Annotated in this window: 17 protein-coding genes; 13 read left to right on the forward strand and 4 right to left on the reverse strand. The window is 39.8% G+C overall.

Annotation, left to right across the window (positions count from 1 at the left end; translation table 11 throughout):
- Positions 1 to 41 precede the first annotated feature (41 nt).
- The 8 genes from AB5I83_RS19810 to AB5I83_RS19845 all read left to right on the forward strand — a co-directional run bounded on the left by AB5I83_RS19810 (position 42) and on the right by AB5I83_RS19845 (position 7,830).
- The gene (locus AB5I83_RS19810; protein WP_448977877.1) at positions 42 to 578 is read left to right on the forward strand and encodes a DUF3916 domain-containing protein; all 537 of its coding nucleotides are present in this window, start codon (positions 42 to 44) and stop codon (positions 576 to 578) included.
- Positions 579 to 675: 97 nt separating this feature from the next.
- Complete coding sequence (locus AB5I83_RS19815) at positions 676 to 1,236, forward strand: histidine phosphatase family protein (RefSeq protein ID WP_448977879.1); 561 nt, start codon at positions 676 to 678, stop codon at positions 1,234 to 1,236.
- A gap of 188 nt (positions 1,237 to 1,424) precedes the next feature.
- Positions 1,425 to 2,720, forward strand: a complete 1,296-nt coding sequence (locus AB5I83_RS19820) for an IS110 family transposase (protein WP_448977881.1) — start codon at positions 1,425 to 1,427, stop codon at positions 2,718 to 2,720.
- Between the two features lie 1,102 nt (positions 2,721 to 3,822).
- Positions 3,823 to 4,398, forward strand: a complete 576-nt coding sequence (locus AB5I83_RS19825) for a DUF5662 family protein (protein ID WP_448977883.1) — start codon at positions 3,823 to 3,825, stop codon at positions 4,396 to 4,398.
- Positions 4,399 to 4,441: 43 nt separating this feature from the next.
- On the forward strand, positions 4,442 to 4,984 hold the full coding sequence (locus AB5I83_RS19830; protein ID WP_448977885.1) for a DUF402 domain-containing protein: 543 nt from the start codon (positions 4,442 to 4,444) through the stop codon (positions 4,982 to 4,984).
- A gap of 152 nt (positions 4,985 to 5,136) precedes the next feature.
- Positions 5,137 to 5,598 (forward strand): NUDIX hydrolase, encoded by a 462-nt coding sequence (locus tag AB5I83_RS19835; RefSeq protein ID WP_448977887.1) that lies wholly within the window; start codon positions 5,137 to 5,139, stop codon positions 5,596 to 5,598.
- Between the two features lie 148 nt (positions 5,599 to 5,746).
- Positions 5,747 to 6,568, forward strand: a complete 822-nt coding sequence (locus AB5I83_RS19840; protein WP_448977889.1) for a DUF2268 domain-containing putative Zn-dependent protease — start codon at positions 5,747 to 5,749, stop codon at positions 6,566 to 6,568.
- A 335-nt stretch (positions 6,569 to 6,903) separates the two neighbouring features.
- Positions 6,904 to 7,830: a DUF3089 domain-containing protein gene (locus AB5I83_RS19845; protein WP_448977890.1), complete on the forward strand. Its 927-nt coding sequence runs from the start codon at positions 6,904 to 6,906 to the stop codon at positions 7,828 to 7,830.
- A 312-nt stretch (positions 7,831 to 8,142) separates the two neighbouring features.
- Here the strand turns inward: AB5I83_RS19845 and AB5I83_RS19850 are convergent, their stop codons facing one another.
- The 4 genes from AB5I83_RS19850 to AB5I83_RS19865 form a co-directional block, all read right to left on the reverse strand.
- On the reverse strand, positions 8,143 to 8,859 hold the full coding sequence (locus tag AB5I83_RS19850; protein ID WP_448977891.1) for a 3-ketoacyl-ACP reductase: 717 nt from the start codon (positions 8,857 to 8,859) through the stop codon (positions 8,143 to 8,145).
- A gap of 969 nt (positions 8,860 to 9,828) precedes the next feature.
- Positions 9,829 to 10,764, reverse strand: a complete 936-nt coding sequence (locus AB5I83_RS19855) for an endonuclease I family protein (protein WP_448977892.1) — start codon at positions 10,762 to 10,764, stop codon at positions 9,829 to 9,831.
- A 104-nt stretch (positions 10,765 to 10,868) separates the two neighbouring features.
- The gene (locus AB5I83_RS19860) at positions 10,869 to 11,633 is read right to left on the reverse strand and encodes a hypothetical protein (RefSeq protein ID WP_448977894.1); all 765 of its coding nucleotides are present in this window, start codon (positions 11,631 to 11,633) and stop codon (positions 10,869 to 10,871) included.
- Between the two features lie 20 nt (positions 11,634 to 11,653).
- Positions 11,654 to 12,700 (reverse strand): NAD(P)/FAD-dependent oxidoreductase, encoded by a 1,047-nt coding sequence (locus tag AB5I83_RS19865; RefSeq protein ID WP_448977896.1) that lies wholly within the window; start codon positions 12,698 to 12,700, stop codon positions 11,654 to 11,656.
- A 170-nt stretch (positions 12,701 to 12,870) separates the two neighbouring features.
- On the opposite strand from AB5I83_RS19865, the gene AB5I83_RS19870 reads away from it, so the two are divergent.
- The 5 genes from AB5I83_RS19870 to AB5I83_RS19890 all read left to right on the forward strand — a co-directional run bounded on the left by AB5I83_RS19870 (position 12,871) and on the right by AB5I83_RS19890 (position 17,907).
- Positions 12,871 to 13,716: an ABC transporter ATP-binding protein gene (locus AB5I83_RS19870; protein WP_448978122.1), complete on the forward strand. Its 846-nt coding sequence runs from the start codon at positions 12,871 to 12,873 to the stop codon at positions 13,714 to 13,716.
- Positions 13,667 to 14,587 (forward strand): iron-hydroxamate ABC transporter substrate-binding protein, encoded by a 921-nt coding sequence (locus tag AB5I83_RS19875; protein WP_448977898.1) that lies wholly within the window; start codon positions 13,667 to 13,669, stop codon positions 14,585 to 14,587. The genes AB5I83_RS19870 and AB5I83_RS19875 overlap by 50 nt, the downstream gene beginning before the upstream one ends.
- 87 nt (positions 14,588 to 14,674) lie before the next feature.
- Positions 14,675 to 15,655: a FecCD family ABC transporter permease gene (locus AB5I83_RS19880; protein WP_448978124.1), complete on the forward strand. Its 981-nt coding sequence runs from the start codon at positions 14,675 to 14,677 to the stop codon at positions 15,653 to 15,655.
- Positions 15,652 to 16,659 carry a FecCD family ABC transporter permease gene (locus AB5I83_RS19885; protein WP_448977900.1) on the forward strand — a complete coding sequence of 336 codons (1,008 nt, stop codon included), beginning with the start codon at positions 15,652 to 15,654 and terminating at the stop codon, positions 16,657 to 16,659. Before AB5I83_RS19880 ends, AB5I83_RS19885 begins: the two co-directional genes overlap by 4 nt.
- 228 nt (positions 16,660 to 16,887) lie before the next feature.
- Positions 16,888 to 17,907, forward strand: coding sequence for an STAS domain-containing protein (locus tag AB5I83_RS19890; protein WP_226641481.1), 1,020 nt, complete (start codon positions 16,888 to 16,890; stop codon positions 17,905 to 17,907).
- Positions 17,908 to 18,012 lie beyond the last annotated feature (105 nt).

Here is an 18,012-nt window from a genome sequence, read left to right on the forward strand (position 1 = left end):
GTTAGTTTAACAAGCATTAATAAACAAAGGTGTTGAATTATATGAATCAATGGAAAATCGACAATGGATCTAAAAAGAAGGCAAGAGGTCTTCGAAGAAGGAAAAAGGATTTAATAAACAGCTTAAATGAGTTGACAGAACAATTGCCTAACCCAAATGATTATGGCCTTGGCTATTGGCATTTACATTTGCCGTTTCCTCAAGAATATATAGATTCCAAAAAAGCTCCAAATAAATTAAGACGAGAAATAATGCAAATTTTGATAAATAGGGTTAGCCATTTAAAGAATTTAAAAACACCATCGCAGGATAAATATAGAATTTATACTGTAATAAGTTTACCTAACTTATTTGATTCCCAGATTGCAGTTTTACCAGATAAAAGTTTGTTTAATGGATTTTTTGAAAGAGATAGTGAAGAACAGAAGTGGCTTCCCTTGAACCCGCAAAGAGACCTCGCTAAAGAATGGGTGCTAAATCTACCGCCTGATTTAGAAATGAAAGGGTTTAAAGAAATTATCTCTGATGAGGATTATTACTACGAAGGAGAAATTTGGTTTATAGGTGAGTTAAACTGAAAATTTTCCTTATTGTACTAAGAAGCAGGTTAGCTAAAGAAGGATTATTAAAGATTTAGTCGAACTCCACTTATATCATTTAATTGGAGGTTTTTGAATGATCAAAAAGATTTATGTTGTTAGACATTGTAAAGCAGAGGGACAACCCTCAGAATCACCACTAACAGAAGAAGGACTTAATCAATCGCGATATTTGGTTGAATTCTTCTCCAATAAGAATATTGGTCGAATAATTTCAAGTCCATTTTTACGTGCTATTGAGTCGGTAAAACCTTTAAGTAAAAATAAAAACGTAAAAATAGAAATTGATGAACGATTGTCAGAACGAATTCTTTCTACAACAGACTTACCCGATTGGTACGAAAAACTTAAAGAAACTTTTGAACATAAACATTTAAAATTTGAAGGGGGAGAGTCAAGTACTGAAGCAGCGAACCGAATATTAAATGTCGTGGATGATGTTTTTAAAAGTAAAATAGAAAACACTTTAATCGTTACTCACGGGAACATAATGTCGCTGCTGCTAAATCATTATAATGATGAGTTTGGCTTTGAAGATTGGAGGAACCTAAGTAATCCTGATGTTTTTCAATTAACACTTACAAAAAATGAAGTACATATGGAACGGCTATGGAGACAAGAAACAATAATAAATTGACTAGATAATCTATCTTTGATTAATGGAGCTGCTGTTTCAGCGGCTTTTTGCTTAATGCACTAAAGGGGCAGCATTCCTGTAATGAAAGAAAATGGAGTTTGTATAAAAAAATAGCCTCTTGGTAGAATGAGAGAGTCCTGAAGCTGGCCAGCGAAAAGGACAAAACTCATATACCAGGAGGCCGTGTAATGAATTATAAACAAAATGATAAAATTGCTCAAATTACTTCTCAGACTCTAATTATAGGTGTTGATATTGCGAAGTTCAAACATGTCGCACGCGCACAGGATTATAGAGGTATGGAGTTTGGGTCACCTTGCTTTTTTGAAAATACGAAGCAAGGATTTCAATTATTCCTCGACTGGATCCTTCATTTGAAAAAGGAACAGGAGATGGAAAAAGTGATTGTGGGCATGGAGCCAACCGGTCATTATTGGTTAAACCTAGCTCACGTTTTGAAAGAAAATAAGATCAAGTTTGTATCGGTTAATCCGTTACATGTAAAGAAAAGCAAGGAACTCGACGACAATTCACCGACAAAAAACCATGTGAAAGATGCGAGAGTCATTGCACAGCTAGTCAAGGATGGTAGATACGCCGAACCTACGATTCCACAAGGAGTTTATGTAGAACTCAGGGTGGCGAAAAAAATTCGTGATCTACTGACTGATGACCTTCAAACCGTACAGGGTCAGATTCACAACTGGATAGACCGATATTTTCCCGAGTTCTTGACGGTCTTTAAAAGCTGGGAAGGGAAAGCAGCCCTGCAATTTTTAAGGCTGGAGGCCTTACCACATGAACTGATTGGCTATTCTGATCAGGATTTACTGATTCATCTAAGGAAAGCAGTTACCCGAAGTGTGGGACTGAACAAGATACAAGAGTTGAAGCGTGCAGCGACAGAATCAATCGGGCTTCGCCAAGGCGCAGCTATGGCGAAACTTGAGTTGACTACACTGCTAGATAAGTATGATTTAATCCAAATGAAATTTGAAGAATTAGATTCAAAGATAGATAACCTGATTGAACATATCCCTGGTGTCCAGCAAATGTTGGCGATCAAGGGTGTAGGAAGAGATACTGTTGCCGGCTTCTTCGCCGAAGTGGGAGATCTACAAGATTACTCCCACCCACGACAAATCATCAAACTGGCAGGGTTGAGCTTGAAGGAAAACACTTCTGGTAAGCATAAGGGACAAACCAAGATAACCAAAAGAGGCAGGAAGAAGCTGAGGGCACTCCTGTTCAGGGTGTGTATGATTATGGTCGCCAAGAACCAAGCATTCAAGGCTTTGCATACCTACTATACCCAGCGTCCCGATAATCCGTTAAAGAAGATGCAGTCGTTAATCGCCTTGTGCAATAAATTGATTCGTATTTTCTTTGCCATAGGCAAAAAGCAATTTGAGTTCAGTGAAGAAAGAATGTTAAAGGATATCCCTCATATGAGAGAACGAATTGAAGTTAGATTGGCCGCATAATTTGGTAGAAACTGTAGAGTAACAGGTAGTTTTTTAGGTTGAAGTACGTCATATATATTTGAAGCACGGATTAGTCAGCAAAGCAACTAAACTTCGGGCATGGACCCTGTGGAGCAGCATGACTGACATCCACCTCATGGAAAGGTTGGACGAAGGTTGAGAGCGAAGACTCTGTGAGGCATGGGAGGGTTGACCTCCATGAGAAATGGGACATCCACCAGTGCGATCATAAATACCATAGCCACCAATTATTGTAAGTTAGTGGTAGAACGGGTATAAGATCTTTTTGCTTTGGAAGTCCAAATTAATCCTTGTAAGATAAATCCAACCATAATGACGATATTCATGACTGAAATGGCTACTAGTGAAATACTGTGAAAACCAGAGAAATCGGGCGTTTTGGCTTCTTTTATTGAGGGAGGTTTGTTGAAGAAGGATTTTTCAACTCTTGAGGAGAAATGTATCTTTGATATCTAATTGGGAAGTGTATATCGACTTGAACATAATAATGAAAAAAGTTGAATGGAAGCCAATTGTATGGGTAAATCTCTTATTCGTTTTATACACGGTGATCCATTTATTTTGGACGGATCTTATCTACAAAAATGATAACTTAGAAAGCATTTATTTTAACATTGGAATATCAGCATTCTTAATTATTCCTTATTCTTTTATTAACTCAAAAGTTAATATAGGCCAATGTTACATGTTTTTTTTAGTTCCCTTTTTGCCTTATTTATTATATCAAGTGCTTCTTTCGCCCATTTGGTACAGTATTTTTAATAACCCATATACAAATGATGACCTGGGAGTAGGCATACTGTCGATATTTATTGGGTTTATCCACTGGCTTTCCATAGTCATTTCTATTTTTCTCGGATATGTAATTAAAGGATATAGTTCAGGTTAGTAGGGTAGTAGTGCATTACCTTAAATACCCTCTTGGAGCTAAAAAAAGAGGCTTGTGATAAAGAGTGACCGCAGTTGCAGCGGTCTTTTTTCTTATTCGACTAACGGGCAGGTTAGTTGAACAAGGATTTTACTATATAGACAGATTGAAATCTCGTTGTTAAGTAACAAGGGTATAATTCGTTAAGGATTAATGTCCTTTTTTGTTGAATTAAAAGCAGGAATTTTAAGCTCACGAGAAGAATATGAACTAACAATTATTGGATATGTGGAGGATTTTATGTGGAAGGCTTGTTGGAGGAATTTAGTATACATACTGGACCATAAATTGAATGTTTTAGTTGAATGCTGGAAGGAAGGTTTATACATCCAAGGGATTACCCACGATCTTTCCAAATTTTCACCAAAGGAATTTTTTCCATATGCTAAAAAATTCTTTTCTAATGAGGAACTCAGTCCTCTTGAGGATATGAAATGGAAGTATGCGTGGCTAAATCATCAACATAAAAATAAACACCATTGGGAGTATTGGGTTGTTGATCCGAAGAATAAACTAGCCTTGCCGATGCCCAGAAAATATCTGGTTGAAATGGTTTGTGATTGGCGTTCGCTTTCAAGAAAATGGGGGAGAAAGGTAAAAATATCGAACTTGGATCTTACAGAAAAGATAATACTGCATCCGGATACAAAAACAGAACTTGAAAAGATTATGAGAAATAAAAAGGCAGCTGAGAGCAAAGACAATGATTTGTACAAGAAGATAACATAGCAAACTCTGATAATGCGTCTTGTAAAACTTTAGGGGGAAGAGAATGATTAAGAGAAGATATGGAGAGCGAAAAGATTGGAAACGAGTATTGCAAAGAAGGTATGTTCAGACGTTCCTTACTACAAATGACTTTAGAGGTTACATAACTTTGTTACATACATTAAAAGTATCTAATCCTTTATATACGAGATACGGCGAGAAAGATATTTGTATTGTTGATAATGGTTATATGTGGCTTCAACAATTTCCTTGTGATAAAAACCATTGTGTAACTACAATGTTCGATAGTAGTGGTAACGTAGTGCAATGGTATATAGATATTTGTCTTCACAATGGAGTGGAAAATGATATTCCTTTTTGGGATGATTTAATTTTGGATATCGTTGTGTTACCAACTGGAGAGTTAATTTTAAAAGATGAGGATGAACTGGAAGATGCGTTATTAAGAGGTATCATTAATAAATATCAATATAATTTGGCGTTGAACGAAGTGGAAAACCTTAAAAGCTTAATAGACAAAGGAAATTTCAGCTTGATTAAACTGACAAACACCCATAAAGAAATCTTGAGTAATATGCTGAAGTAGAGCAAGCAACTAATCTGGGAAAGAAACCAAAATTAGAGTAATATGACATTTTCTTATAGAACAGGGGCGGCAATGTTTCACAACAGATAATAAACAAGTAAAAACGTCGTAGCACGAGAAACTATTAATAATAAGATTTTAGGGGAATTAATATGCACACTACACCGAAACATATTATTGCAGTTTCTGCTTATGTTACAAATGAAAATGAAGAAGTTTTATTAGTCAAAACTCATTGGAGAAAAGATACTTGGGAACCTCCAGGAGGTCAGGTAGAAGAAGGAGAACCTCTTGATAAAGCAGTCTGTAGAGAAGTATTAGAGGAAACAGGTATAGTTATCTCACCTATTGGAATTACAGGAGTATATTATAATGCCACAAAAAATTTATTATCAGTGGTGTTTAAGGCGAAATATGTTAGCGGAGAAATAAAAATTCAACCCGAAGAAATTAATGAAGCAAAATTCGTTAAACTTACTGAAGAAAATATAGATAATTACATAACTCGTCCGCATATGAAATCTCGTACACTTGATTCTATAAAAGCAATCAACTTTATCCCTTATGAAACTTGGGAAGTAAATCCTTATAAACTGATTGGTAGGCTAACCTAATTATGCAAACGGGGGGTTATCATCCAGCTTAAAGCTCTTTTTACAGTATGTGCTCATTAAACATAAGAGGCAGGATAGTTCAATAAAGGGATTTCCATATATTTGGAGAATCTATCTTAGATTAAGTTAATAAAAAGGAGGATAATTAATGGTACAGGTAAAGCAAATAACTCCAACCGAACTCTTGCTCAACCGTACTAGGCTAGAAGAGTATTTAAAGGAAGAGCTTAGCGACTTAATTACAAATGACTCTTGGATGACCGAATGGGAACAATTAGCTCAACGTTTTCAGCTACTCAAATTTAAGGAGCTATCCGAAACTGAAATCAAAAGCCTTGAATGGAATACTGACGAAATAGAAAAGGTTGTCCATAAAACTCTTCAAAATGTAAGCCAATATCTCCACTTCAAGGAGATGCGTATTACCCTAGTACCTGCCCTGCTGTTACCATATTTTCAAGAACAGCCAAAATCCATTTGGACCAATGCGTTTACAAATGGCCCAGGCACCGTAATTATGGCGATACCTCCTCAACCAGATATTGATTTTCTTCAATATTTACTAGCCCACGAATGTCATCACGCAAGTCCTGAGAACCCTATCTATAATTTATCGTTAAGTACTTTTACATTAGAAGAATGGTTTAAAATGGAGGGAACAGCAGAGTATTTTGCCCTTTCTTTGTATCCTGATAGGAGATGGTGGAAAGATAACCTTCCAGCTGAAATGGAGACAAAGTATTGGAATGAATGTAAAGATCATTTTAAAACGACAGATGATAATCTAAAGGGATCTTTATGTTTTGGGAGTAGAAAAAAAGGAATACCTGTTTTCGCGGGATATTCATTCGCCTTAAAAGTAGTATCAACTTATGCTTCAACAAACCATATAAAAGATATAAGGGAACTATTTAGGGTCGATCCGTCTGTACTGCTGGAGTGCTATGCAACTAATTCCTTAATAAGCTAATGGGTGCAAATTAACAAAGGGGTAGCAGCAGCAACTCCTTTTCTTATTAAAACAAACGAGGCAGTTATGTTGAAGATATATGAGACGGGGGATGGAGTTGAGTATAAATGTTAGAAATGCCTGGCTCTCTTTAGAAAAACACTTTGGACCTTCTTAGCGAATTTACCTCCCGCAAACAACCTGGATTTACAGACAAACAATATGCATTGAATGATATATTGTATTTCAAGTAAAACCCGGTGATTGGTGTTTATCCCTTTGGAATATTCCCAACATTTCGACGGGGTTTTGAAAATGATGAGATAATTATAAAAAGATTGAGAAGGGTGAATACCGTGTCGGAAACAAAGTTTGTTGAATTTCAAAAAGAAATTTTTAGTTTATTTGGATTGGAGAAATATAATGAAGTTCATTCACTAATTGAAAGAGCACAGGTGGAATTTCCCGAAAGACTGGATAAAACAATCTTTTGGAGGGCTTGTGCTTATTCTAAACAAGGAAACCAAGAAAACGCCATCGCAGTTCTGAAAGAAGGATTAAAAAAAGGAATATGGTGGAACCCTTTAACTTTAATTCGTGATCAAGATTTAAATAACCTCCAAAACATCGAAGAATTTAAAATGATCGTAAATGAGTGCCAGGAAATTTTGGGAAATCATAAATATATATCTAAACCTCAACTGTTTACTTATGGAAATGATAAATCAAATACAGGATTATTTTCTTTGCATTGGAGGGGGTCTAATGTAAAAGATTTCGCTCCTTATTGGTTTGACAATGCTTTGTTAGACAATCTTCTTTTTGCATTTCCACAGTCATCCCAGGTCTTTGGATACAATGCTTATTGCTGGGACGATCGAAATATTACCGTTGAAGAGATATCGATATCATTCAAAAATTTCAAAGAAAAATATAATACAAAACAGAATATTATTGCTGGTGCATCACAAGGTGGGAAATTAGCGATTGAACTAAGTTTAAATGGAAATATTCTTGGAACAAATGGATTTATAGCAGTTATTCCAGCCATTCAGGATGTGGCTTCCTTAGAAAGTTTACTAATGGGAAATGGAAATAATATTAAGGGCTGCATTATCACTGGTGATAAAGATCCATTTTATAATAAAACCGTTGAATTAGTAAAACTTTTTGAGGAAAATAACTTTCAATGCAAACTGATTGTTAAAGAGGGTTTAGGTCACTTCTTCCCTACTGATTTTACTGCTTTGTTAAAAGAAGCTGTTGAATTCATCCACTCATAACCTAAAGAATTGATGTTTTGCACCCAAAAGTAAGCCCATATTTATGCTAAAGCGGCAGCATTCCTGTAATAAACGAAATACGTTTTTAAAGGTATGTGAACAAATGTACTTAAACTATAGGGTGCTTTAGCACAATAAGATAATATAAAAAAAGGCTTAGAGATGAAAATTTCTCTAAGCCTTTTTGTATTGTGAATAGTGTGGTCAAATCGGTGTGAATTAATATGTGATTTTGTCTGTGATTTGCCGTTTTGCACCTCACAAGTAAACCCGTTACTATAAAGGTTCTTGTTTTTAACATTTGTATATATTTTATGGATTAGTTGACCATAACCCAGCTGATTTTAGAATGACTCTTGGGTGCAGTTTCAATCCTGCGACAAGAAGGTCGGCTAAATCTTCTGGCTGCATGACATTTTCAGGGTTTCCGCTGATAAGATTGCTTTCGACTGCCAGATCAGTTGCCACAGTACTTGGAGTCAAAGCCGTGACGCGGACATTATGCTTCCTGACTTCGAGCATTAGCGATTCTGTCAACCCGAGCACTGCGAATTTGGAAGCGGAGTATGCACTTGTGACTGGTGCACCTTTTTGTCCTGCAGTAGAGGAGATATTCACAATGTCACCCGATTTTCTTTCTACCATTTCAGGCAATACTGCTCTTGTCACATTGTACACACCCATTAGGTTGACTCGGACAATCTTTTCCCATTCTTCAGGAGATAAATCCATAAAGCCGCCGAATTTTGCAATTCCGGCATTGTTGACTAGTATATCAATCCCACCAAGATCTGATTTGATATGCTCTACCGCATGCTCGACTGCTTCAAGATCAGAGACATCGGCTGATGCAGCTGAAATGTTCACGTCAAACTGCTCCAGCTCTTCTGTTAATTTTTCAAGGTTGGACATAGTCAAACCAATCAATCCAAGATTGACACCTTCCTTAGCAAGTGCAAGCGCAACTGCTCGTCCAATTCCTCTGCCTGCTCCTGTAACAATAGCTGTTTTTCCTTTTAATGAGTTCATGTATATTTCCTCCTCAAAATTTTCTCGGTATGCTGCTAATAAACACGGTGTCTTCATTATGATTCAAGATTAGTTACATGCCAAACATTCTGTTTGGAACGAAGCAATATTTCACTACTATCATAAGGTCTGCTAAAACCTTTAATTCAATGTATCAGAGTGGAGAAATACAAAATTACAACAAGTGTAAACGTGGTTTATGAACCTTCTCATAAATAGATGGAAAGGATGGTGGACCATGTGCCCGTGAGAGCTCGGAATTAGGAATCACGGGAACAAGTTGGCGGAACATGTGCCCGTGAGAGCTCGTATTCAGGAATCACGGGAACAAGACGGATGAACATGTGCCCGTGAGAGTTCGGAATGAGGAATCACGGGAACAAGACGGAGGAACATATGCCCGTGAAGAGTCGGAATGAGGAATCACGGTAACAAGATGGAGGAACATGTGCCCGTGAAGAGTCGGATTCAAGAATCACGGGAACAAGTTGGTGGAACATGTGCCCGTGAGAGCTCGGATTCAGGAATCACGGGAACAAGATGGAGGAACATGTGCCCGTGAGAGCTCGGATTCAGGAATCACGGGAATAAGATGGAGGAACATGTGCCCGTGAAGAGTCGGATTCAAGAATCACGGGAACAAGTTGGTGGAACATGTGCCGGTGGGAGCTCGGAATGAGGAATCATGGGAACAAGACGGAGGAACATGTGCCCGTGAGAGCTCGGAATTAGGAATCACGGGAACAAGATGAGAGAACATGTGCCCGTGAAGAGTCGGAATGAGGAATCACGGGAACAAGATGAGGGAACATGTGCCCGTGAAGAGTCGGAATGAGAAATCACGGGAACAAGATGAGGGAACATGTGCCCGTGAAGAGTCGGAATGAGGAATCACAGGAACAAGTTGAGATTAATGAAAGTTAAAAGGTAACCAATTACATATAAAAAAGCCGAACAAGAAGTTCAGCTTTACCATGGGAAATCAATTTTCTTTCCGAGCTCTGGAAAATCAACAAATGGATTACGGTTTCCCTGTATATAATAGATGGCCTGATTGCGATGCTTCTCATATAGCGTGGGCGGGAATTCTTCATTCCAACGGGTGAGCAGGGCGATGTCGACCTTCTTTTTGAATTCATTCCTAACTCTTTTGGGATATCTAAGGAAAAAATAAAGCATAGCCCGAGCGGAGGCTCCTTTGCCGTGTTCGGGTTCGAACTGGAAGCCTGTGGTGACACCGCAGTTGTTCTGAATGGGCTCGTTTTTCGATTCTGGGTTATAAAAGTCAAAATCGGCAAATGGGTAGTTCGAACGAGAGATATTGCAATCCGGTTCGCAGACAAACAGGTGATGCAAGTCGCCCTTCATCGGTTCAGCACCTTCGAACCAGGACTGAGGAACAATGTGCTCTGTATTCATCTTAAAATGGTCCTCAAAAACTTTAAGCTCTTTGATTGAGTCAAAGCCATTCACCTGGATCTTCCTGGAACGCCTCCTGAATTCATCGTACTTTTCCCGCAGTGTTTCATTATCCTCAATCAGCAAGGATTCAGGATCCTTCATTTGGCTGGAGTAAATGCTTTTCGCAGTTCCATCCGGATAAAGGTCGACCCATGTGTACAAATATAAATCCTTTGCGAGGAAGTAGGGAAGCTGATTCTTATGAGACTGGAATACGATGGTATGGAATTTATAAAACAGGGCCAGTCCGGACAAATCCAGATCCTGCGCACCGCGGTAATAATCCTTGATGTCCAGTTCATCCTGATCAGGGTCATAGTATAATTGCTGGTTGTTCTGGATGTCGCGGCGGTTTTCCTTCAGTATCGTCAGCAGTTTTTTCAAATCGAGCGTATCATACTTATGTTCCCAGTTCTCCTGTCGTTGTTTTTTATATTTTGCCATACCAAACTCCTCATTCTTGTCATCGTATCCCTATTTTACCCTTTAACAGATTGTCCTTCAAAGACTAGAAGGATTAAAATGCTTGAACAAGGAAGGTTTTATGACTAGTGGAAGTAACCAGGTTTTTTATCGTCACTCACTTCATTTTTAAAGTTACATTCGACCTCGTATACACAATGGCTGCAATTCTGTGGTGAAACGATATGTGTATATTCCTGTGGCTTCCTTATATTTTCTTTGAGTTCGGTAAAGTAAGCTTTAGCTAGTTGGACATCTTTTTCTGAAGGGGAATATTGAAAATGATGGCCATCAAGAAGGGTGATCACTTCTATCTTCTCAGGAAGCATCCCGAAAGCTGTATGGGAAAACAAGATTGTTAAATATGTATACAGTTTTGCCATCGAATCATCTGCATCCACCAGAAACTTTGTAACAGTGAAACTGCGGTCACTCCAATTGCCAACCTCAAACTTGAGAGAAACATTGATTTCCTCTATCGAAGTTTGAAATTGTTCATAAAGGAAAAGAGGGGAGTTGTCGATTTCCTTTTTAGTCAGAGCCTGCAGTAAATGGTCAGTCATTTTCGCTAGAATCGTATAATATTGAGCTTTGTCTTGGAACAGATGCAGAGGAATTTGGCTCCAGTATTGCTGAATCAACCTTAATACGGCAACCTTGCTCCTTGCGTTAGGAGGCAGGCTGTAGTATTGATGGACAATTAGATTAACCGAATTTTGTACCACCTGGCGCCAACTATACTCGTTAAGTTTCTTGCCTGCCACGAAGCGGTGATAAAACTTGTACGGACATTGCAGATATGTTTCCAGATGGTAATCGGCCAGCAATTTTCCAGTATGTTTTTCTCGCAAGAGCATTCACTCCTTAAAAATCAATTGATTAACTGAAGAATCATTTCCCTGTTTCTCTCTGAAAATACTTTATTGTGAGATGACACCATCGCTGAATGGGAGGCTTCGGGTTCGATAAACTGTTTAGCCTTATTGACAGCATTAGCTGCATCCTGGAAAGTGCCGGCAATCAAGTTCAGTTTTCCTTCATGCTTTAAAATATCTCCAGCAGCAAATAATCCAGGTACAGATGTTTCGCTTGTTGCAGTCCCATCAATGTAAAAACCATCAATCATCTTCGGTTCCAAGTCGCTATTCTGGAGCAATGATGCATCTTGATCGAATCCATGATTAACAAGAACATCATCAACAGGCAGGAGATAGGATTCACCTGTATTCTGATTCGTTATTTCGACTTGAGCGATAGAGTCGCGGCTTTGATCTGCTATTAAGTTGGTGATGCATGAATGGAACAAGCACTCCACAGAGCTATTCATCAGCTGGGTGACTTGTGATTCATGGCCGGAAAAGCAATCCCTTCTGTGTACTAGATAGATCTTTTTGGCAACGGGTTCGAGGGCATTGGCCCAATCGATGGCAGAATTGCCCCCTCCAGAAATGACAACTGTCCGATCCTTGAAATACTTCAAGGAATTGACCATATAGTGCAGATTTGACACCTCGAATTTCTCAGCACCTTCAAGCTTCAGCTTTTGCGGCTTCAAAATCCCGCTTCCTATAGACACGATGACCGATTTCGAATAATGGACTTTTCCAGAAGCGGCTTTTAGGAAAAATAAATCTTCATCTTTGCTGATGGATTCAATTTTTTCATTCAACACAACCTCTGGGCTGAACGTCATCGCTTGTTCTTTTAACTGTTTAATCAAATTCGCGCCTGTAATAGGGCCCATGCCGCCAACATCCCATATCACTTTTTCTGGATAGACATGGATTTTTCCGCCAAGATCGGCCTGGGCTTCAATAATTTTCGTTTTCATTTCACGTAAGCCTGCATAAAAGGCAGAATATAGTCCGGCAGGGCCGCCGCCGATAATCGTAATGTCGTAGATTACTTTATTTTCCAATGGAAACACTCCTCAAAATTATTGCGAATGAATACGGTAACAAAAATGAAAAAATGAATAATTCACAAATCTGTCATTGACTGAATAAAATAATAGCTTTATAGTATACATTGTAAACGACATTGATAATCATTATCAATGATAAAATGAAAAACTTTGGAGGAATGATGATGGTCCGCTTATACACAGACCAATTAAAAGTGGGATATGGGGAACGGACAATCGTGAATAACCTGACTTTAGAAATCCCCGATCAGCAAATCACGATTATCATCGGACCTAATGGGTGCGGTAAATCGACTTTGCTTAAATCGATGTCACGAATCATTCCGCATCAGTCTGGATCGATATTCCTCGACGGTTCGAGTATTTCTAAAGAAGATACGAAAACCCTGGCACGAAAGATGGCGATTCTTCCTCAGACACCTGAAAGTGCAGCTGGTCTCACGGTAGGGGAATTGGTGTCCTATGGCCGCTTTCCTTATCAAAAAGGATTCGGGAGGCTGACGAAAAAGGATATCGAGGTCATTGATTGGGCTCTTGAGGTGACGGGAACGGCGGGGTACAAATACGAGCCAGTCGATTCGTTATCAGGAGGTCAGCGTCAGCGTGTCTGGATCGCACTTGCCCTAGCCCAGGAAACGGAAATGATTTTCCTTGATGAACCAACGACCTATCTTGATATGGCTCATCAGCTTGAAATCCTTGAGCTCTTGCAGAAGCTAAACAAGGACCAGGGCAGGACGATTGTGATGGTTCTGCATGATTTGAACCACGCGGCACGATTTGCCGACCATCTTGTTGCCTTGAAAGCTGGAAGCATTGTAAAGACAGGGACAAGTGAAGAGGTAATCAACAAGGAAGTGCTCAGGAAAGTTTTCAACATTGACGCTGAAATCGGGAAAGATCCACGTACAAATAAGCCGATCTGCATCACGTACAACTTACTAAAAGGAGAAGAAGAAAATGAAGAAATTGCTTATGCCATTCCTGCTTATGCTGGTGCTTGTTCTTAGTGCCTGCGGAGGAGAAGAAAAGAAAGATAGCTCAACCGAGAAAAAAGAAGATGATAAGCCGCAAACTATTACTTATGAATCTGAAAATGGTCCTGTAGAAGTACCCGCAAACCCAGAAAGAGTCATCGTACTTTCTTCTTTTGCGGGGAATGTTATGGCCCTTGATGTACCTATCGTTGGAGTGGATTCCTGGTCAAAAATGAACCCGCGCTTTGAAAAATTAAAAGATGTGGAAGAAGTGACGGATGAAAATCTGGAGAAGATCATTGAATTGAATCCAGACCTGATCATTGGTCTTTCTAATATTAAAAATGTTGAAAAGTTGAAGGAAATCGCCCCTACTGTGACATTTACATACGGGAAGCATGATTATCTGACACAGCACCTCGAAATCGGGAAAGTTTTAAATAAAGAAAAAGAAGCGCAAGAGTGGATCGATAACTTCAAAGCTGACTCAAAAGCTGCCGGAGAAGAAATCAAGGCGAAAATCGGTGCAGACGCAACCGTCTCTGTTATTGAAAACTTCGACAAAGAACTCTATGTATTCGGTGATAACTGGGCAAGGGGCACGGAAATCCTGTATCAGGAAATGGGATTGAATATGCCAGAAAAAGTGAAGGAAGCAGCACTTGAGCCTGGTTACTATGCTATCTCACCAGAGGTACTGTCTGAATATGCTGGTGATTATGTAGTTTTCAGCAAGAATGCTGAGGGTGATACATCCTTCCAGCAAACCGAGACTTATAAAAATATCCCTGCCGTGAAGAACAACCGTGTATTCGAAGTGAATGCAAAGGAATTTTATTTCAACGATCCTTTAACACTTGAATATCAGCTTGAATTCTTTAAAAAGTCATTCTTGGAACAATAATAACTAGCGGGAGGAATTCTTTTAGAATTCCTCTTTTGCTATCGGAAAGATGAGATGCAAATGATAAACCAAAACAGTTCGCTCTCCATGTCACTTAAGTTCGCAGGCGGAATGCTCCTGTTAGTCGCAAGTTTTATGACGGCAATGATCTTTGGAGCAGCAGATACGACGATTAAGGAAATTTGGCTGGCGCTAACTTCAACTGTAAAAACAGATACGATCACCATGATCAGGGAAATTCGGCTTCCTAGAGAGGTTGCAGCAATCTTTGTTGGTGCCGCCCTTTCAGTGGCAGGAGCAATCATGCAAGGCTTGACGAGAAACCCGCTCGCTGATCCGGGATTGCTTGGACTGACTGCAGGCGCGAATGCTGCGCTGGCACTGGTCATGGCGCTTAGCCCGTCTGCAGGTTATCTTGCTATCACGATAGCCTGTTTTATCGGTGCAGGGGTTGGAGTAGTGCTCGTCTTTGGGATTGGTGCTTTAAAGAAAGGCGGATTTTCGCCATTACGGATCGTTTTGGCAGGAGCTGCGGTCTCGGCTTTTTTGTTCGCCGTTGCCGAAGGAATTGGTCTGTATTTTAAGATTTCAAAAGATGTTTCAATGTGGACAGCCGGAGGCCTGATGGGAACATCATGGACACAATTGAGAATCATCATGCCGTTTATCCTTGTGGGAATGCTAGTTGCTTTTTACCTGGCAAGGCAATTGACGATTTTAAGCTTAAGTGAAGAAGTAGCAGTGGGACTTGGCCAGAAGACCAACCTGATTAAATTGGTATTATTCATCGTCATTGTTTTACTGGCAGGGTCAGCTGTTGCTCTAGTCGGGAACATGGCCTTTATCGGGCTGATGGTTCCGCATATTGTCAGGATGATTGTCGGAACCGATTATCGATTCGTCCTGCCGATGTCTGCTTTGTTCGGAGCCTCGTTCATGCTGGTTGCAGATACATTAGGGAGGACGATCAACGCTCCTTATGAAACACCTATTTACGCGATTATTTCCATGCTCGGACTGCCGTTCTTCCTGTTCATTGTCCGTAAAGGAGGGAAGAGCTTCACATGATCCATCCATCTATACTGAAAAAACAACGAATAATCCTTGCTGCTTTATTCGTGTTCATTGTGTCGACAATCGTGGTAAGTCTTGGACTAGGTTATTCTTCTGTTTCATATGAACGGATTTTGCCAACCATTTTAGGGGATGGCACATTCAAAGAAGAGTTTGTTTTGTTTGAGATCAGACTTCCGAGAATCATTGTAACGCTCCTTGCCGGTATGGCGCTGGCTATTTCGGGTGCCATTTTACAAGGGCTGACGCGCAATGATCTTGCCGATCCGGGAATCATTGGAATCAATTCCGGAGCTGGCCTGGGAATTGCCGTTTTCTTTCTTTTCTTCCCGATCGATGCCGCTTCATTTGCCTACATGCTGCCACTGGTCGCGTTCGCAGGGGCTTTGTTGACAGCGGTCCTAATTTATTTGTTTTCTTATAAAAAGGGCTTTGGAATTCAGCCAATTAGACTGATTCTCGTAGGAATCGGTTTTTCAATGGCCCTTTCCGGAGCCATGATTGTCATTATTTCAGCAGCGGAAAGACAAAAAGTCGATTTCATCGCCCGCTGGCTTGCCGGCAATATCTGGGGAACAGACTGGCCGTTCATTTGGGCACTATTGCCATGGCTCGTTCTCCTGATTCCGTTCACACTTTATAAGGCAAACCGCTTAAACCTACTGAGTTTAAGCGAACCTGTTGCCATTGGTGTTGGAGTATCGATTGAAAAAGAAAGAGTCATCCTGCTTTTAACTGCTGTTGCACTAGCTGCTTCGGCGGTGTCAGTAACTGGGGGAATCGCCTTTATCGGCTTGATGGCTCCTCATCTTGCCAAAGCCTTGATTGGCCCTAGAAACCAGTTGTTTTTGCCAATTGCCGTATTGATCGGGGGCTGGCTGTTGTTGTTCGCTGACACTATTGGCCGCAATGTCCTTGAACCAGAAGGAATACCGGCCGGAATCATGACAGCACTTATAGGAGCACCGTATTTTGTATATTTATTATTGAAAAAATAGTAGAAAGGCTGTCGGGCAGTAAGCCTGGCAGCTTTTTTAGTGCATATTTCGTTCCCGATATTCTCAAAGAAAAGGTAGATTCCAGATCCGGTTAAAGATATCCCAAATGAAATAAAATCATAAAAGTTTAATTTCGTAGATTTACCAAGGTTTTTAGACCATTAGATTGGTATTATTCATTCTATTCAGATAGAATTGACCTAATACATATATTAAGGGAGTCGAATAATGGTCAATTCTAACCATAAGATTAAAGTAAATAAAAATGAGTTCGTCTGGAATGGACAGGAAGGGGAGCTGTCCTTCGATGGAGCACCTGCTTTACTTTTCTGGGATTCAGCGATCGAGTTGTTTTTGAATACAATTGAAGAAATTTCAGGGAATGATGTTTCGAATACGGTCTATGAAGTGACAGGTTATCGCATGGGACATTTGGTCAGTTCTTATTATGAGGGCAGGACTGACGTGGTTCAGCTGTTGAGTGAGTATAGTGATATTTACAAGAGTGCAGGATGGGGAGTCTTCGAGATTCATGAGTACTCACATGAGGAAAAACGCGCTGTCGTAAGAATACGTAATAGCTGGGAGCATAGGATTTTCAAGATGGCTGGTAAAAACAAAGCCGGAGTTCTGCTTCCAAGCCATTGGGCAGGCATTTTCAGCGGCCTCTTCAAACAGAACATGTGGTACAAAATGGTGAAGAGCCAGCAGGAGGGTCATGAGTATGATGAGATCGAGATTTCTCCTTCAAACAGAACCATTTCCCAAAACATCCATGAACTTGCGAGAAGGAAAGAACAGGAAAGCATTATGGAATTGGAGAAGAAGGTAGAGGAACGTACTGTAGAGCTGAACTCTTTGGTTCAGGAAATTTCATCGCCAGTCATCCCGGTTTTGAAGGACATTCTAGTCATCCCGTTAATCGGAAGGTATAACGAGGAACGAATGACTTACATGATCGAGAAAGCGCTGGTGGAACTGACCAGGTTGAAAGCAAGATATATGTTAATCGATTTAACAGGGATTAAGCAGGTTGATTCTTATTCCATTCATGGAATCCAAAAATTAATCCAGGCCATTCGCCTGATAGGCGGGCAGTGCTTCATTGTCGGCGTGTCGTCTGAACTTAGCATCCAAATCTTGAGTTCTAACGTAAATTTAGAGGGGATTCAATCCTTCTCAAGCCTTCAGCAGGGTGTGGAATATGCTATCCAGCAAAATGGGTATGAATTGGTGAAAAAGAAATAGACATGTTGCTGAATCAGGGAAACCTGGTTCAGCTTTTTTTTTGCTATATTCATTTGATTGCGCTTTCGCCAACAACCGATCTGAAGTTTATTATAGGAAGTTTAC

The organism is Mesobacillus sp. LC4, from assembly GCF_053543455.1.

Bases quoted from the DNA above. Each gene is read 5' to 3' on its own strand.
- AB5I83_RS19890 (WP_226641481.1), top strand. From the start codon at position 16,888: ATGGTCAATTCTAACCATAAGATTAAAGTAAATAAAAATGAGTTCGTC.
- AB5I83_RS19880 (WP_448978124.1), top strand. From the start codon at position 14,675: ATGTCACTTAAGTTCGCAGGCGGAATGCTCCTGTTAGTCGCAAGTTTT.
- AB5I83_RS19820 (WP_448977881.1), top strand. From the start codon at position 1,425: ATGAATTATAAACAAAATGATAAAATTGCTCAAATTACTTCTCAGACT.
- AB5I83_RS19870 (WP_448978122.1), top strand. From the start codon at position 12,871: ATGGTCCGCTTATACACAGACCAATTAAAAGTGGGATATGGGGAACGG.
- AB5I83_RS19850 (WP_448977891.1), bottom strand. From the start codon at position 8,859: ATGAACTCATTAAAAGGAAAAACAGCTATTGTTACAGGAGCAGGCAGA.
- AB5I83_RS19885 (WP_448977900.1), top strand. From the start codon at position 15,652: ATGATCCATCCATCTATACTGAAAAAACAACGAATAATCCTTGCTGCT.
- AB5I83_RS19875 (WP_448977898.1), top strand. From the start codon at position 13,667: ATGAAGAAATTGCTTATGCCATTCCTGCTTATGCTGGTGCTTGTTCTT.
- AB5I83_RS19835 (WP_448977887.1), top strand. From the start codon at position 5,137: ATGCACACTACACCGAAACATATTATTGCAGTTTCTGCTTATGTTACA.
- AB5I83_RS19825 (WP_448977883.1), top strand. From the start codon at position 3,823: ATGTCCTTTTTTGTTGAATTAAAAGCAGGAATTTTAAGCTCACGAGAA.
- AB5I83_RS19855 (WP_448977892.1), bottom strand. From the start codon at position 10,764: ATGGCAAAATATAAAAAACAACGACAGGAGAACTGGGAACATAAGTAT.
- AB5I83_RS19810 (WP_448977877.1), top strand. From the start codon at position 42: ATGAATCAATGGAAAATCGACAATGGATCTAAAAAGAAGGCAAGAGGT.
- AB5I83_RS19840 (WP_448977889.1), top strand. From the start codon at position 5,747: ATGGTACAGGTAAAGCAAATAACTCCAACCGAACTCTTGCTCAACCGT.
- AB5I83_RS19815 (WP_448977879.1), top strand. From the start codon at position 676: ATGATCAAAAAGATTTATGTTGTTAGACATTGTAAAGCAGAGGGACAA.
- AB5I83_RS19830 (WP_448977885.1), top strand. From the start codon at position 4,442: ATGATTAAGAGAAGATATGGAGAGCGAAAAGATTGGAAACGAGTATTG.